Here is a 14844-nt window from a genome sequence, read left to right on the forward strand (position 1 = left end):
ATGGGACGCAAATCGCACTCGCGCTCGCTATCGGTCTGGAGCAACGGCGAGCGCGTAGGAACTTGGACCATCCCCGCTCGTGGCGAAACACAGTTCCTCTACGATAAGGCGTGGCGGGCATCGGCGGTGGGGCGGCCGCTGTCGCTGTCGTTGCCCTACACTGGCGACCGGCCCTTGCGAGGCGATGTCGTCCGCGATTTCTTCGATAACCTGCTGCCCGACAGCGAACCTATCCGCAAGCGGCTGGCATCGCACTACCAGCTGGCGTCCATTGAAGCGTTCGATTTGTTGCAGGAAATCGGCAGGGACTGCGTTGGCGCGGTCCAGCTGCTGAAGGAAGACGAAGCGCCCACCAACGTCAAACGCATCGATGGCAGTCCGATGTCTGAGGAAGACGTCGAGCGGCATCTGATCCAGCTGACGCAGTCGGGGACGTTGGGGCGTGGCGAGGATACCGACGATCTGCGCATCTCATTGGCAGGCGCGCAGGAAAAGACCGCTCTGCTGTGGCACGACGGCGGCTGGATGCTGCCACATGGATCGACCCCTACAACCCACATACTCAAATTGCCATTGGGGCTGGTCGGCCACCGCAAAGCGGACCTGACAGCGTCGGTAGAGAACGAATGGTTGTGCATGAACCTGCTGGCGGAATTCGGCCTGCCGGTTGCCCAGACCGCCATCTTGAATTTTGGCGGCCAGAAGGTGCTCGGTGTCGAGCGCTTCGACCGCCGAATGCACCCGTCCGGAAAATGGATCATGCGCTTGCCGCAGGAAGACTTCTGCCAGGCCCTCGGAGTACCGTCGCATTTGAAGTACGAGAGCGACGGCGGTCCAGGCTTGGCGGATCTGGCTGCGGTGCTGCGCGGTTCCGAGCGCGCGAAGGACGACCTGACCACTCTGCTGACCAGCCAGGTGCTGTTCTGGCTGATGGCGGCGCCGGACGGTCACGCCAAGAACTTCAGCATCCGCTTGCTGCCGGGCGGTCGTTATGCGCTAACGCCGCTTTACGATGTCATGTCGATCTGGCCGGTTGAGGGCGGTGGGGCGAATCAATATTCGTTGCACAAGGCCAGGCTGGCCATGGCGATGTTAGGCAAGAACAAGCATTACCGATACTCAGACGTACAGCGTCGACACTTCAATAGCACCGCCGCCAAGTGCTTCCTGCGCACCGATGCGGAAGACATCATCGAAAGGGTGCTGACGAGGACCCAAGGCGCGATCGAGGCGGTCGCTGCCCGGCTGCCACCGGGATTTCCTGAGCGCCTCGCCGCGACGATCTTTGCCGGCATCGAGCTATCCGCAAAACAGTTGAGTGGGTGAACTCCAACAGCGCCACAACAGCGTTGCAACAGCGCTTCTATCGCGTTTAGTTGCGCAGAAATGGCGTTTAAAATGGGGTTCTACAGTGAATGCGCACTGCGAGGCAGGGCGGCTACCGCCGACCAAAAAACGCAAAGTCGGCAGCGGTACTATCGGCCATTCGTGTTGCCGAACAGATGTGCCTTCGCCCCGGCGCTGTCAGAACCCGTGCCCACCTTTCGTCGGCAGTACGCTCACGAACGCATTTAATACATGCAAATATTAACTTGACGACAAGTAGGGCATGGTCGATGATTGCCGGGCGGCACGGCATGGCGCCGCTGCCATCAATCCTGGAGACGACACATTGAAGACATTCATCCTGGCCGCCGGCTTGCTGGCGTGCAGCCTGACCGGCCTCGCGCCGGCCGCCGATATGACCGACGATGCCCAGCTGCGCACGGCCATCGCCGGCAGCCACCGGAGTAGCACCAACGTGGCGCGCGATACTTGGCGCCATCCTTACGAAACGCTCACTTTCTTCGGCATCAAGCCGACCATGACGGTGGTTGAATTGCTGCCGGAAGGCGGCTGGTACACCGAGATCCTGGCGCCCTACCTGCGCAAGGACGGTAAGCTGATCAGCGCCGGCCCCATATCCAGGACCTTGCTGGAGTCCAACCCGGCGGTCTATGACAAGGTCGTGCGGGCCGCCTTCAATCCGCCCAAGGCCAACTACAACTTCGCCCCAGCAAACAGCGTCGACATGGTGCTCACCTTCCGCAACGTGCACAACTTCGTCGAGCTGGGCGACGATAAGGTCAAGGACATGTTCAAGGCGCTGTACACCAGCCTGAAGCCCGGCGGCGTACTGGGCGTGACTGACCATCGCCTGCCGGAATCCATGCCGCAAGATGCCACGGCCACGAGCGGCTACATCCACGAGTCGTATGTGATCAAGATGGCCGAGAGCGCCGGCTTCAAGCTGGCCGGAAAATCCGAGATCAACGCCAATCCGAAAGACAAGGCCGACCACAAGGGCGGCGTGTGGGCGCTGCCGCCGACCCTGACCAATGCCGCACTTGATCGCGACAAGTACCAGGCCATCGGCGAGAGCGACCGTATGACGCTCAAGTTCGTGAAGCCATAAACGGCCGGTGCTCGCCGCGGCCAACGTAACGCCGGGCGAGTATTTGTGAGTTTTTGATGCAGTGTCGCGCGTAGTCGTGGCCGAAGCTTCGCCTTGCGGTTGAATCCCCAATAGCGGTCTGTCATAACGATTTACTATAAAAATTCATGAATTTAAAAAATATTTTGACGGTCATTGTGGCGATGACTGTTTTCGGTTTCGTGATTAATACGGTTAATGCGACTGACCTCTCAGAAATAAATGGGGTGAACGAGATATGGAGTGGACGATATGAGGGGAAACTTGATTGGACCCATCAACCTCGTCTGCTAGAGCAAACAAATGTACTCGAAGGCCGCATCGGAACGAGTTTTGGTGTCTTTTTCTCGTTGCAAACAGAGCCGCAGGATGCGAAAGGTATCGTGAGGCTTAAATATAAAACCATCTTCCCGGAGCCGGGAATGTTGAATGTGCGAACTGGAACTTACTCAAAGACGGTTGAAGGCGTTACGGAGTGTATTTTGGGGCAAGCTTGCCTTGCCGGGTACAACATCGACACTTCGGAAGAAGTCGTTCCTGGGGAGTGGAGCTTGGTTGTTTCATTTCGTGGCAAAGAGCTGCTGACGAAAAAGTTTGTGATAAAGTCTGCCGCTTCTCACGGCAAGACCGGCAGTTGACGGGCAGTTACAGACGTTTGCTGTTGGCAATTTTTTATGAATTGGATTTTATGCCGCCAAGAAGAATACGAACAACACTAGCCGTAATGCTGTCGATTTTGTTTTCGTCGGCGTATGCGTTTGAAGATAGCCCATGCTTTGATAGTAACGGTAGCGTCTACGACTGCCTGATTAAAGAACTCAGGGTTGCCGAGAAGTTGGAGAGGCAAAAAATCAAGCAGCTTATAGCTAAGGTGGAATCTGCGACAGTTGCCTCCACGAATTCTGAAATGAATAAAAAGGCGAAAGCGTCGGTGATTGCAGGTATAAATACGGCTGACGAAAAATGGCGTTCCCTTGTTAAAGTCGAGTGCGGCGACCTTATTGAGATTCAATTTTTTGGCGGAAATGGTGGCCCGAATGCTTCGATCGATTGCATGATTTCAAGAACTAATGCTCGCATAAAAGAGATAAGTGAAAGCGATTCCTATAAGTTTTGGAGTCAGCAGTAGTTTTACTGGAAGACGGATAGGAAATTAGCGCAGCTATCGGATGACTGTGTTCGGCCACCAGCAGACGCTGACCAATTACCTCAAACCATGACTACTACATCGAATTTTCCATGATTAAAATAGTCCATTTAATTTCTTTCGCAATATCTATCGTGGCTATATCTAATGCTGCGTCTGCGAAGGATAATGTCGTCACACCGGAGGCCTTATGGATGACTCCGCTTCCCGAAGTATGTAAAAAACAACTGATTATGACCAATCTTATTGTTCGAGCGCGTGATGAAGGCATCAATCAGAGCGATGCGATTGAACGAGTAAAATCGCTGTCTTCCGCCTTCCCTGAGCAGGGATACGAATTGGCACCTGACATTTATCGCCACAAAGAGTTGGACGCCAGGGATTGGGAGCGCTATGTGATGTTTTCGTGCCATGCACATACTTATGGACTTCCCGCGCTCCCGTTAGATACGGTGGCTAAGGAACTTCGAGAATGTGGGGCGAATTTTGGAAGGGACGAGTGCGCCGTAGAGATCCGAAATATCATTACCGGCGCCGCTCGCAAATATCGGCCGCCATCTCGTATCGCGCCCACGCCAGTACCGACAAACCACTAGCCGGTTAACACATCGGCATCCGGCCAAAAGCCGACGCTCCCGGCGTAGTAAAGGAAAGGTGTTGGAGATTTAATGGATTTAAATATTGCTGAGATTTTTCACGAGAGCGGCGAGCTTCAGTATCGTTACTCTCGTTATCTTTCGAACGACGGCACGAAGTGGATGCGCCACGGCTTGTTCACGGCATTTCATCGTAACGGCGAGCTGGCTTCGGAGGGAACCTATGTTGATGGATTGGAGGATGGCAACTGGCGAGACTTTCATGAAAATGGCGTGGTAGCCGCAGAAGGTTCCTACGTTAAAGGTGTGGAAACAGGTACTTGGCGCTTTTGGAACGCTGACGGGACTGAAGCGTAAAAATTGGCAGCGTCATCTACTGGCTACGGCCAAGAGCCGACATGCTGAATTACTGTCGTAATCGATGCAATTTTTATGATGAAGGTTATATCAAGTTGCATGAAATCTATACTAATTTACTTGGCATTTTTTGGATGTTTTGTTAGCTCAGCCTCAAGTGCAGATCCGGTTTCTATTATCGGAACAGGCGTGACCATCGACGTTCCATCAACATTAAGCCGCATGAAAACTGGTAGCTTTATAATTGATGATACGGGTGAGACGATAATTGCGTTCACGGGAGGAGAAACCAAGTCGAATTTGGAAAATGATCCGGGCTGGCGCGCTCTTTACAAAAAACCGCCGGAAAAGATAACTACAAAGTACATAAAATGAAATCTTTATAAATGTACTCGAGTTTCCGATGGTGGAAAGTGGGATGGATGGTTCTTGTCGGTTCCTCGAGAAGGAAAAACATTGACGGTATTGGTTTCTTATACAGGAAATTCACCAGATAATTTCGAGCGTATCAGAGATCATCTTCTTACCATTCGCTTGGATGACGAAAATATTGCGTCAGAAAAGGCAATGGGAATACATCTGAACGCTAAGGGTCTAGCTGTGGTTCCTCACCTGTTTGGTGCACTTGCCTATAACGAAACGGGAACTTTTGGAGAAAACGGAAAACATATAATGGTTCAAGTTACACCTGTGACCGCATTAAAGGGAGACAAGATTTTTTCTGCTGGTTGTGGTGCAATTCTGAATCCAGTATTTGCGAATGAACCTCATCATGAACCCGAGCTTCGAAAAAAATCTTCAATCCAATTATGCGAGGCATGGAGTACAGGAAGTTCTCAAGAGATGCGCTATATCTCGTTTGTGAAATTACCAAACAACGTATTGCTTTCAGTTATGGCGTCCTCGCCCTCGAGCCAATTCGCTGAATTCTTGGAGTCCGTCAAAGAAGCCGTCTTAAATATTAGCCTGCTGCGTTAACCCCAGGTCAGCTTCTAACGGCTCCTGTGATAATAAAAGTGAAGGTCCGAGATGAGTTGAGACGGAAGCGGAAATTGATATATCACCGGCCTTGAACAATGAAGGTGGCAATTCGTGATTTTTTTTTAATCTTGGCAAGATGTTATTATTACTCCTTCAGTCTAAGCCACAATTTCATTAATTTTTACTAAATAATCAGGAATTTTATGAGACTTCTTGAAGAATTTTTAGTTAATGTAAGGCAAAATGAGATTGGTATTTTATCCAGAGACATAGCCACTATAAAAACAATACTTTACACTGACGGATTTAATCCCTGCATTGCCGTTGTTCTGTGGAATAAAAAATGGATCGTATTGCATCACCTGCATGATTCTCGCGACGCCAGCTTTCAATTGGCATATGAAGCCGTGTTAGATAAGATGCGCAATTCGGTGAAGGACAAGGCGGCCATAATATATGGAAGAATAGTGTATGCCGAAGAATATGACGACAGTCGAATAGATCACCGAACTACCGTTAAAGACTGGTTGGAGGCGCATTCGGTCGTCCTAAAAGATGACCTGATTTGTCTGGATGCCAGCGGGCGCAATAGCGTCGCAGTGTCCCGCGACGGCAATGGATCCGAGCCGGAAATAAAAGTTTCAGTGAAAATAATGAGGCAGGGAGCTTGCTTCATAACTAACGCTATACGCCTGCCGGTCCACAAAAGCCGTCCTACATTTACGATTGTGGATGGCATTAATTCCATCAGGAATTGTGAGCTCGAAGAATTTATACAGTTGGGCTTCTCGTACGGCGCTTCTTAGAACCACCATTCACGTGGGCTGTGTATCGCCCATGCCCTTACCATCTTCAGCTCGATATAGGAATGGCTCCGATGACACCTCAGCAATTTGCGGTATTGATCCCTCAGGCCAAGGCGGTGTTGATCGGAGAATCCCATGCCGATCCCAATGTGGAAATGGTTTTGAATATCGTAAAAATCCTGGAGGATAGGGGCCACAACCTCAGCTTCTTTTTTGAACATTTTCCTGGCGTGCGCAGCCTGCACCAAAAGCTTTCGTTGGGCGAAATCAAGCCTGGTGCGTTTCTTAAGACGCGAGTGAAATATCCTAGTCCTAGTGCCAGTGGCGTCACCGTTCAGACGCCCCTGGAGTATTGGGGGCACCCCGAGCAGGAGCGTAAGCTCATCAAACTCCTGAAATTCGCACAGGAGCGTTTTATCCATGTCAAAGGACATGACCTGCTGCAAAGAGATTTTTCCCCAGGCGGCACCAAAGACTGGATGAGCCGGCGCGATGCATTTATGGTCCACACCATGCTGACCGACATACAGGCGACGCGATTCGGCACAGCGGTTGCCTTTATCGGCGCTTTGCACGTCGCGCCGCAGGCGGAGATGTTGCGGGAGCATCTGACCAAGCCCGGGGCCGTGGTGACGCTGAGCCCAAACCAGGATCTCGATGACGGCGAGATCCAACGCCTTGGCAATTCGGACGACTACATCTTCAAACCTTGATGTCGTATCGCCTGGCGATTCCCCACATTGGTATCTGGTCCCCACCACCTCCGCGGCCTCGCGGAGCGATCCCCGCACGCCCGGCGTGGTGTGTGGAATATTTTTGAAAAGTAAACATTCTTTCCTATTGGATATGGGATACCATATAAAAAACGCAAAAATGGTATTGCCTGCATAACTCTCCTGAACGACGGCGCTTGCCGCGCGATTTCAGATCGATAAACAGTCGAAAGAAAGGGAATCATGGTCAAGTCAGTTGTTGCTCAGCCTGTTGTTGGAAATTTCGTCCACGAAGACCCAAGCGCGCCGATCCCCACGGCATCCGTTGTCAGCCCTCCAGTGGGAACCGTGGTGCCGACCGGTTCGCATGTCTTTGGCTACGATGGCGCCGGTAACCTGGCTACCGATACCTGGACCATCGACGGCTCCGTGTACGTCAAAACCTACGGCTACACAGCCGGCTTGCTGACCGCTGAATCCGACTGGGTGCAGCAATGAGCTACGGCGAATTTGTCAAATATCTTGCCATCGCCGGCCTGTCGCCGCATTCAAAGAAGCACTTTGTTGCCGCCGCCGGCGACAGCACCGGCGTCAAAGACAACGTCAGGCTTAACCAGGCATTCGATGCCATCCGGGACGCCGGTTATGGGACTGTCGTTCTTGGCGCTGGCGACCACTACTGGCCGCAGGTGGCGATCGTCAACGGCACGCAAACGATGCGCTCCATCCCGCCCAATTGCGCGATCATCGGTGAAGGCATCGGCAAAACCAACATCAAATACGTCTGGGACGGCAACGACCAGAACGAGCAGGCGAATCTCCTGTACGCCAACGGCGTCAGCAACATCTACATCGCGGACTGCACCTTCGACTATCAATTCCCGATGGACCCGCGCTCGTTCGCTTACTCCACCGACAACGATTCGTGGTGGAACTGCGTCCGCCTGATCGACTGCTCCAACGTGTGGGTGGAGAAGTGCGAATTCACCGGCGCCGGTTTCCACGGCATCATTGGGGTGGGCAACTGCTCGAATATTTTCGTGGAAAACCGGAACATCTTCCACGATAACGGTTCCCGCGCCTGCCACTTTCACGCCGAGGGATCGGCCAGCAACACCGTCCTGCGCTGCCGGGGCAACGTCAGCTATCGCAATGGCCGCGGCGCGGCCTTCGTCTACAACTGTCCGGGCACCATCAACGCCAACAGCAATACGCTGACCATCGCGCCGAGCGATTTCGCGGCGATCTCGAGCAAGTGGCCGCAGGTGGGCATGAACGTCACCGCCATCGTTAAGGGCGTCGGCGCGCAAGGTGGCGACATGATCGCGTCGGTGGCCAGTACGTCCGGCGGCAACACCTTCACCTTTGTCGCCGGACAGATCGCGACGCTGAACGGGACCGATGTGCCGGTGACCTTCGCCAACCTGTCGAACTCGGGCATCTTCTTCGCGTTCGGCGGCCAGGACGTGGATATCTCGGACAACTACATCTACGACGAGAACGGCAGCGGCATCCAATATTCCACTTCCGCCATATCCAACCGCAATCTCGTGGCGTCCGGCAAAGGCAACGTCAACGTTGCCGCGCCAGGCAAAATGTATTTTGGCAAAGACATCCAGGCGTCGGCGACCATGTCGTTCTACAACGGCAACCCGACCAACGGCAAGACGGTGTTGGTCAACGGCGTCGCCTGCACGTTTGTGACATCGGGCGCGACCGGCTTCCAGGTCAACATCGGCGCCGACCTGACGGCGACGCTGGCGAACTTCAAGGCGATGCTGGACGCCCAGGTTCCCGCCACGTCTTATTTCTGCACCGTGCAAACGGGGGGCACGCTCACCTTCATCGCCGGCAGCAGCTTCGCCAATACCGCAGGCAACGCGCTCACGCTCGGCGCGGGAACCTACGGCGCGACGCTGGCCACCGCCAACTTTACCGGCGGTGCCCTGGGCGACTATGCGCGGATCAAGGCGGCCATTGCCGCCGCCGGGCAGAACAACATTCGCGTCAACGTCGGCCGCGGCGCGCAGCACAACGATAATCTGGTCGATATCCTGGGCTCGACCCTGACGCTCAACGACGCCGAGGCCAGCATCGCTTTTGCCGGCCGCACCTTCAAGCAAGGCTATGACTACAACGTCCAGTTCATCACCATCGTCAGCACCGGCGGCAACCTGACGATCATGTCGAACCGCCTGCGTATCAAAGGCAATACGGTGGTGAACTGCGTCTACGGGATCAGCGGTGCGGGCGCCAACGTCGAATTGGACAACTTCGTTGCGGACTCCAAATTGTATGGCGTGCAGCTCGGCATGGGGAACGCGGTCACCGTCAAGGGGCAGGTGTTGCGCAGCGGCGTGGCCAATGTGACCTTCAACGCCGGCAACAACGTCTCGCTCAAGGATGTGACGATCGACGCGGTGCTCGATACCTGCGGTGGCCCGAATATCCACTTCAACATTGCCGGTGCGGCCGGCGGCGCCCAGGACGTCAGGATTTCGTCGAACTCGCGTATCCGCAATGCCGGCTGCAATCCTAACTTCCTCACCTCACAGAACCTGCTCGGCGGCGTGGCCGCTTCCGGCCTGCTGATGCGATCGGACGGCGTGGCGCAGTTCAGGACCATCCAGATCGGCGGCGCGGCCTTCACCAACAATCGCGGCGGAGGCATCAACATCGGCGGCGCGGACAAGGTGCAGATCATCGACACGGTGTTCCAGGACAATGGCGTGAACGTGGTGTCGAGCCAGCGTTCGGACGTGTACTGCTACGTCGGCTGTTCGGACGTCACCGTGTTCAACACCAAGCACGACAACGTCGATAACGGACCCAACAACCAATTGGTGTTCTCGGCGGCCGGCAGCGGCGTGGCCGGCTTGCGGGTCGCCATGACCAAGTCGACATACAACCGCGCCGGCGGCGGTGGCGCCACGATCCAGCTGGGCAGTAGCTCGACCAATGTATCGCATTATGGCAACGAGCTGCCGGCCATCGCCTCCATCGCCGAGCCGGCCTACCCGGCCGCCAACAAAGTGATCCAGGCCACCAGCCGCACGACCGCCGTCACGCTGAATACCATGTCCGGTCAAATCACCGGCAACAATGCGCCGCTGGCGGCGGGGACCACGGCGACGTTCATCGTCAACAATGCGATGGTCGGACTGAACGATACCGTGAACGTCACTTTCCAGGACGGCACGGCGCCGGTCAATACCCAGGTTGAACGCACGGTGCGGGCGGGGTCGTTCAAGATCACGCTGCGCAACGTCGATGCCTCGGTGGCCGATACCAGCACGCCGGTGATCAACTTCACGGTGCAGAAAGCCTTCAGCGCGCTGCCGGCCTAGCTTGGGGCGCCGGGTGGAAATGTAACTCGTCAGGACGGGAGCCGGGCCGGTAATCCATGTGGGGTTACGCCGACAGGAACGGTTTCCGGTTTACCCTACATAAACTGGCGGGGATGCACGATGGCGAGGGCGGCCGCTGTCGCCGATACTGGGATGGCAGACTCACCGCAATCCACATCCAGCGAGGTCATCATGGAACAGCAAGCCCCCACCCCAGCTTACGCGCCGCCATCCGGCAACGGCGGCACGACGCCAACTCCCAGCACCTCGCGCATCCGGGAGGAACTGGGGTGGCGGCTCATCCCCGGCAACGGAAGCAGCGCGATGCGCGCTTAGCCGGCACGGCCGCCGCCGCTTACTTGCCCGATGGCGAGGCGGCGTCCATCCTGTCCATCATCATTTGCATCATCAACTTCATCATGTCCATTTGTTTTTGCGCGGATGACGATGCCATGGACATGTGGCCGCCGCAGCCGGCGCCGGTCGTGCCGCTCATCATGGACATGCCATCCTGCATGGTTTTCATCTGTTCGGCCATGAGTGCCTTGCGCTCTTCCGGCGTCTTCGCGTTGCTCATCTTGTCGTGCATTTCCCGCATGGTCTTCATTTGCGCATCGATCTTTGCCGCCTGTTCCGCCGGCTTAGGGGCCGACGCGGCAGGGTGATGCGCATCGTGTGCCGGCGGTTCCGTCGCGAAGGACGAAGGGGCGGTGGCGACCAGGATCGAGGCCAGTGCGATGAGAGTGGAAATTTTCATACATACTCCGATAATGCCAGGCCGAACCGGCCGCGGGGCGCGGCGACACGCTGACCTGCATGATCCTATGGATATGGACGTTGATTTTGATTGATCTGAATCAAATTTAGGCCAAGCGGGGCCTGAGCGGGAAGGAAGGCCGGGCAGACGGCCGCGCCGCGCCGTCCGGGCGAATAAAATTGGAGGATATGGACGGGAACTCGTTAAGATAGCGGTGTGAGATTCTGGAGATGGTGGGTATGTGGTTAATTAGAAACTATGCCTCGCCCGTGGTTCGGGGCGCGTTGATGCTGGGATTGGCTTGGCCGGGGATGGCCGCAGCCACCGAAGTCAGCATGGCATTTGGCGAGAAGATACCGCCGTTCTGTTTTCCCGAAACCGACTCGGGCATCGAGCTGGAGATCATGCGGGAAGCGCTGGCGTTTCGCGGCCACACGCTGAAGCCGAAATACTATCCCTTCGCCCGCATCCCCACGGCCTTCAGGGCCGGCAGCGTGGACGCGGCGATGACGGACCTGGGCGAGGACATGGGAAAAGCCGGCGCATTCTACGGCGACCCTGCGGTCTTTTATGACAACGTTTTCATCACCCTGGCCGCCAGGAACCTCTCGATCAAGGCGCCGGCGGATCTGCGCGGCCTGACCGTCATCGCCTTTCCCGGCGCGCTGAAGCGCTATCCGGTGTGGCTGGACCAGGTGAAGAGGGACGGGCGCTACTTCGAGCAAAACAATCAGTCGCTGCAAGTGATGACGCTGACCGCCGGCCACTATGACGTCGCGCTCAGCGATAAAAACATCTACAAGTATTTCACCCTGCTGCTCCAGGGGAGCAAGAACTTCCATGCCAAGCCGGTCACGATGCACAACTTCGTGAAGCTGAATCCGATGGATTACCGTCCGGTGTTCAGGGACCAGGGCGTGCGCGACGACTTCAACGCCGGCCTGAAGCACCTCAAGAGTTCGGGCCGCTTCAACGCGATCTATAAAAAATACCTGGGCGACCAGCGCGACTAGCTCAGAACAATTCCAGATTGTCGCCGCCGCCGGCCTTGGGCCTGGCCGGCTTGTCCTTCTTCGGCGCCGGCGGGCGCGGCGCGGCCCACGCGCTCATGTGCTCGGCGGGATAGGGCCGCAGGAAGCTGCGCGCGTATTCGGGATCGGTGCAGTTCAGCCAGTCGTCCCATTCCGCCGGCGGCACGATCACCAGCGCGCGTTTCTCGTCGGGCGGACGGTGTTCGTCGCCGAGGAAATGGAAGCGCCGCATCAGCGGATGGTCGTCCGCATTGATCGTCAGCTGGGTGAACGAGGTCTGCCTGCCGTCCGAGCTTTCCCATTCGCGCCACAGGCCCGCCACCGCGAACATCGACTGGTCCGCCATGCCGATACCCCAGCGCTCGGCCTTGCCGCTTTCGTAGCAGGGTTCGTAGAAGGCCCGCATCGGCACCAGGCAAAGCTGCGCCTGCTTCCACGCGCCCGAGAACGAGCGCAGCTGGCCCACCGTCTCGGCCCGCGCGTTCATCGTGTCGTACGGCTTGACGCCGGCTGGGATGCGCTGGCGCGGCACCATGCCGTAGGTGGCCAGCACGCCTTCGCGCCCGCCGCCGGCGCCGCGGCGCACGATGGGCGCGGGGTAGTCCTTCCAGGTTTCATCCTTCCAGAAACCGGTGTCGTGCAGGTCGATGATGACGCCCATGACGGCTTCAAGCATTTCGGGTTCGGGCGGGCGGAAGTTGACGCACATGGGGGCGGAGCGGCGGGTTGGCGATGCCCGATGATAGCGCTTTTTGGCGGCGCGATGAAGTTGTGATATTTTCATGGTTTTCATGCGGGAGCGGTCGATGAGCAGAATTCGTTGGGTGTGCGGCTTGCTGTTGGCGGTCCTCGGCTGCACGGCGTGGGCGGAGGGCAAGACCTTCCGCATTCCCACCCGTCCCGGCGTGGAGACCAGCATCTACTGGGAGGCGCGGGAGGGCGCCCAGGCCACGGTGTTCCTGTTCACCGGCGGCAACGGCGGCTACGGCAAGGTGGCCGACGGCAAGCCCACCAGCCACAACTTCCTGGCCCGCAGCGTGGCGCTGTTTCTGGACGACGGCTACAACGTCGCCATCTTCGGCCTGCCCAGCGACACGCCCGCGCTCGACTACAGCGATCGCGTCAATCCCAAGCACCTGGCCGACGTGCGCGCCGCGCTGGACTTTGTGCACAGCCAGAGCCCGGTGCCGGTGTGGCTGGTCGGCACCAGCCGCGGCACGATCTCGGCCGCCTACGTGGCCATCGGCAGCGTGGACGATCCCCGCATCGCCGGCCTGGTGCTGACCTCCAGCGTCACCGCCTTCAAGAAGGAGGGCGCGGTGCCGACCCAGAACCTGGCCGCGCTCAGGCTGCCGGTGCTGGTGGTGCACCATGCCGGCGACGCCTGCGTGATCTGCCGCCCGCACGAGACGGACTGGATCATGAAGGGCCTGAAAAACGCCCCGGTCAAAAAGCTGATGATGATCGGCGGCGGCGGCCCGGCCAGCGGCGACCCGTGCGAGAGCTACCACCACCACGGCTACATCGGCCAGGAAAAGGAGGTGGTCGACCAGATGGCGGACTGGATGCGCCATCCCGCCAATTGATTATTTGACATGGCGGAACCCACGCTTGATAATCGGCCTTCCACCATATGCCGAGACGAGCCCATGGGTACCGCGATAGACAATACCGAAGTGTTGAAAGACTGGTTCCTGCGCAGCGGCGTGCACACGCCGCTGCACACCTGCATCGGTCCCTTGCCGAGCTCCAGGGCCTCCATCGTGCGCTGGACCAGCAACCAGCCGGACGCGATGATCCAGACCATCAGCTCCCACCCCGACGACTACCGCATCGCCATCATGCTCGAGCCGGTCGACGCCCGCATCTGGCTGCACGGGCAGCCGGTGTGGGGCGGGGTGATCGCGGCCGAGCGCTTCCGCATCTGTCCGCCCAGCGGCGCCAGCCAGTGGAGCCGCCTGAGCAGCTGCGACATCGTCAACCTGTTCGTGCCGGCCGCGTTGATCGACAGCCTGAACGCGCTGCGCGAAACGCCGCTGTGCCTGGGCGCCCAGCAGTTCACCTCGGATCGTCACGTGATGGAACTGGTGCGCCGCATGCTCAACGGCGACGCCATGGCCGGGCCGCTGCAAGCGCAGTATTGCGACGGCCTGATGGTTGCGCTGCTGAGCTATCTGCTGGAGCACTACAGCCGGCCGGCGGCGGCGCCGCAGTCGAGCACGCTTGGCGGCGGACGCCTGCGGCGCGTGCTGACCCACATGGGCGCCAACCTGGCCACCGGCGTCAGCAACCGCGACCTGGCCGCGCTGTGCGGCATGAGCGAGGCGCACTTCTCGCGCGAATTCCATCTGGCGCTGGGCCTGCCGCCGCACCGCTACCTGATGAAGATGCGGCTGGAGCAGGCGCGCACCATGCTGCTGGCCGGCGGCCGGGCGATGGCCGACATCGCCGAGGCCTGCGGCTTCCACGACGCCAGCCATCTGTCGCGCACCTTCAGCCGCCATTTCGGCACGCCGCCGGCCAAGTTCCGCCAGCAGCGCGGCAACTAGAAGTCGTTTCAAAAAGACCGCAGTGTCGTTGTGGTGCCTCGCCGTGCATTCGCACTGTCTTCGGCGCCACGCCTAGCTGCGCTCATT

The 14844-nt window shown here is 57.7% G+C and carries 17 protein-coding genes; 15 read left to right on the forward strand and 2 right to left on the reverse strand.

Translation table 11 applies throughout. From position 1 onward, the window contains the following. The 12 genes from AC07WS_RS14030 to AC07WS_RS14085 all read left to right on the forward strand — a co-directional run bounded on the left by AC07WS_RS14030 (position 1) and on the right by AC07WS_RS14085 (position 10420). On the forward strand, positions 1 to 1326 hold the full coding sequence (locus AC07WS_RS14030) for a type II toxin-antitoxin system HipA family toxin (RefSeq protein ID WP_494729677.1): 1326 nt from the start codon (positions 1 to 3) through the stop codon (positions 1324 to 1326). A gap of 346 nt (positions 1327 to 1672) precedes the next feature. Further along, on the forward strand, positions 1673 to 2455 hold the full coding sequence (locus tag AC07WS_RS14035; protein WP_494729678.1) for a class I SAM-dependent methyltransferase: 783 nt from the start codon (positions 1673 to 1675) through the stop codon (positions 2453 to 2455). 146 nt (positions 2456 to 2601) lie between these two features. Then, a complete protein-coding gene (locus AC07WS_RS14040) occupies positions 2602 to 3111 on the forward strand; it encodes a DUF3859 domain-containing protein (RefSeq protein ID WP_494729679.1) in 510 nt (169 codons plus the stop codon). Continuing rightward, complete coding sequence (locus AC07WS_RS14045) at positions 3108 to 3602, forward strand: lysozyme inhibitor LprI family protein (protein ID WP_494729680.1); 495 nt, start codon at positions 3108 to 3110, stop codon at positions 3600 to 3602. The genes AC07WS_RS14040 and AC07WS_RS14045 overlap by 4 nt, the downstream gene beginning before the upstream one ends. Before the next feature lie 110 nt (positions 3603 to 3712). Then, complete coding sequence (locus tag AC07WS_RS14050; protein ID WP_494729681.1) at positions 3713 to 4216, forward strand: hypothetical protein; 504 nt, start codon at positions 3713 to 3715, stop codon at positions 4214 to 4216. Positions 4217 to 4288: 72 nt separating this feature from the next. Next, on the forward strand, positions 4289 to 4573 hold the full coding sequence (locus AC07WS_RS14055; RefSeq protein ID WP_494729682.1) for a toxin-antitoxin system YwqK family antitoxin: 285 nt from the start codon (positions 4289 to 4291) through the stop codon (positions 4571 to 4573). A 189-nt stretch (positions 4574 to 4762) separates the two neighbouring features. Next, a complete protein-coding gene (locus AC07WS_RS14060) occupies positions 4763 to 4948 on the forward strand; it encodes a hypothetical protein (RefSeq protein ID WP_494729683.1) in 186 nt (61 codons plus the stop codon). Positions 4949 to 5029: 81 nt separating this feature from the next. After that, complete coding sequence (locus AC07WS_RS14065) at positions 5030 to 5551, forward strand: hypothetical protein (protein ID WP_494729684.1); 522 nt, start codon at positions 5030 to 5032, stop codon at positions 5549 to 5551. Positions 5552 to 5757: 206 nt separating this feature from the next. Further along, complete coding sequence (locus AC07WS_RS14070) at positions 5758 to 6360, forward strand: hypothetical protein (protein ID WP_494729685.1); 603 nt, start codon at positions 5758 to 5760, stop codon at positions 6358 to 6360. A 71-nt stretch (positions 6361 to 6431) separates the two neighbouring features. Next, the gene (locus AC07WS_RS14075; RefSeq protein ID WP_494729686.1) at positions 6432 to 7073 is read left to right on the forward strand and encodes a hypothetical protein; all 642 of its coding nucleotides are present in this window, start codon (positions 6432 to 6434) and stop codon (positions 7071 to 7073) included. A gap of 243 nt (positions 7074 to 7316) precedes the next feature. Beyond that, positions 7317 to 7571 carry a hypothetical protein gene (locus AC07WS_RS14080; RefSeq protein WP_494729687.1) on the forward strand — a complete coding sequence of 85 codons (255 nt, stop codon included), beginning with the start codon at positions 7317 to 7319 and terminating at the stop codon, positions 7569 to 7571. Beyond that, entirely contained in the window at positions 7568 to 10420 is a 2853-nt protein-coding gene (locus AC07WS_RS14085; RefSeq protein ID WP_494729688.1) for a hypothetical protein, read from the forward strand. Before AC07WS_RS14080 ends, AC07WS_RS14085 begins: the two co-directional genes overlap by 4 nt. A gap of 355 nt (positions 10421 to 10775) precedes the next feature. Here the strand turns inward: AC07WS_RS14085 and AC07WS_RS14090 are convergent, their stop codons facing one another. Then, positions 10776 to 11177 carry a hypothetical protein gene (locus tag AC07WS_RS14090; RefSeq protein WP_494729689.1) on the reverse strand — a complete coding sequence of 134 codons (402 nt, stop codon included), beginning with the start codon at positions 11175 to 11177 and terminating at the stop codon, positions 10776 to 10778. Positions 11178 to 11512: 335 nt separating this feature from the next. Here AC07WS_RS14090 and AC07WS_RS14095 point away from each other — a divergent pair, with 335 nt between their 5' ends. Further along, positions 11513 to 12190, forward strand: coding sequence for a substrate-binding periplasmic protein (locus AC07WS_RS14095; RefSeq protein WP_494729690.1), 678 nt, complete (start codon positions 11513 to 11515; stop codon positions 12188 to 12190). Position 12191: 1 nt separating this feature from the next. Here AC07WS_RS14095 and AC07WS_RS14100 read toward each other — a convergent pair whose 3' ends face one another. Continuing rightward, a complete protein-coding gene (locus tag AC07WS_RS14100; protein ID WP_494729691.1) occupies positions 12192 to 12884 on the reverse strand; it encodes an SOS response-associated peptidase in 693 nt (230 codons plus the stop codon). A gap of 130 nt (positions 12885 to 13014) precedes the next feature. On the opposite strand from AC07WS_RS14100, the gene AC07WS_RS14105 reads away from it, so the two are divergent. Then, positions 13015 to 13794, forward strand: a complete 780-nt coding sequence (locus AC07WS_RS14105; protein WP_494729692.1) for an alpha/beta hydrolase — start codon at positions 13015 to 13017, stop codon at positions 13792 to 13794. Positions 13795 to 13857: 63 nt separating this feature from the next. Beyond that, positions 13858 to 14757: a helix-turn-helix domain-containing protein gene (locus tag AC07WS_RS14110; RefSeq protein WP_494729693.1), complete on the forward strand. Its 900-nt coding sequence runs from the start codon at positions 13858 to 13860 to the stop codon at positions 14755 to 14757. Positions 14758 to 14844 lie beyond the last annotated feature (87 nt).

Source organism: Duganella sp. GW821-FHT01E12 (assembly GCF_059422325.1).

What these genes read in the sequence shown, in the direction of transcription:
- AC07WS_RS14030 (WP_494729677.1), top strand. Translation starts at nt 1, where the DNA reads ATGGGACGCAAATCGCACTCGCGCTCGCTATCGGTCTGGAGCAACGGC.
- AC07WS_RS14040 (WP_494729679.1), top strand. Translation starts at nt 2,602, where the DNA reads ATGAATTTAAAAAATATTTTGACGGTCATTGTGGCGATGACTGTTTTC.
- AC07WS_RS14050 (WP_494729681.1), top strand. Translation starts at nt 3,713, where the DNA reads ATGATTAAAATAGTCCATTTAATTTCTTTCGCAATATCTATCGTGGCT.
- AC07WS_RS14055 (WP_494729682.1), top strand. Translation starts at nt 4,289, where the DNA reads ATGGATTTAAATATTGCTGAGATTTTTCACGAGAGCGGCGAGCTTCAG.
- AC07WS_RS14070 (WP_494729685.1), top strand. Translation starts at nt 5,758, where the DNA reads ATGAGACTTCTTGAAGAATTTTTAGTTAATGTAAGGCAAAATGAGATT.
- AC07WS_RS14075 (WP_494729686.1), top strand. Translation starts at nt 6,432, where the DNA reads ATGACACCTCAGCAATTTGCGGTATTGATCCCTCAGGCCAAGGCGGTG.
- AC07WS_RS14080 (WP_494729687.1), top strand. Translation starts at nt 7,317, where the DNA reads ATGGTCAAGTCAGTTGTTGCTCAGCCTGTTGTTGGAAATTTCGTCCAC.
- AC07WS_RS14085 (WP_494729688.1), top strand. Translation starts at nt 7,568, where the DNA reads ATGAGCTACGGCGAATTTGTCAAATATCTTGCCATCGCCGGCCTGTCG.
- AC07WS_RS14090 (WP_494729689.1), bottom strand. Translation starts at nt 11,177, where the DNA reads ATGAAAATTTCCACTCTCATCGCACTGGCCTCGATCCTGGTCGCCACC.
- AC07WS_RS14095 (WP_494729690.1), top strand. Translation starts at nt 11,513, where the DNA reads ATGGCATTTGGCGAGAAGATACCGCCGTTCTGTTTTCCCGAAACCGAC.
- AC07WS_RS14100 (WP_494729691.1), bottom strand. Translation starts at nt 12,884, where the DNA reads ATGCTTGAAGCCGTCATGGGCGTCATCATCGACCTGCACGACACCGGT.
- AC07WS_RS14105 (WP_494729692.1), top strand. Translation starts at nt 13,015, where the DNA reads ATGAGCAGAATTCGTTGGGTGTGCGGCTTGCTGTTGGCGGTCCTCGGC.
- AC07WS_RS14110 (WP_494729693.1), top strand. Translation starts at nt 13,858, where the DNA reads ATGGGTACCGCGATAGACAATACCGAAGTGTTGAAAGACTGGTTCCTG.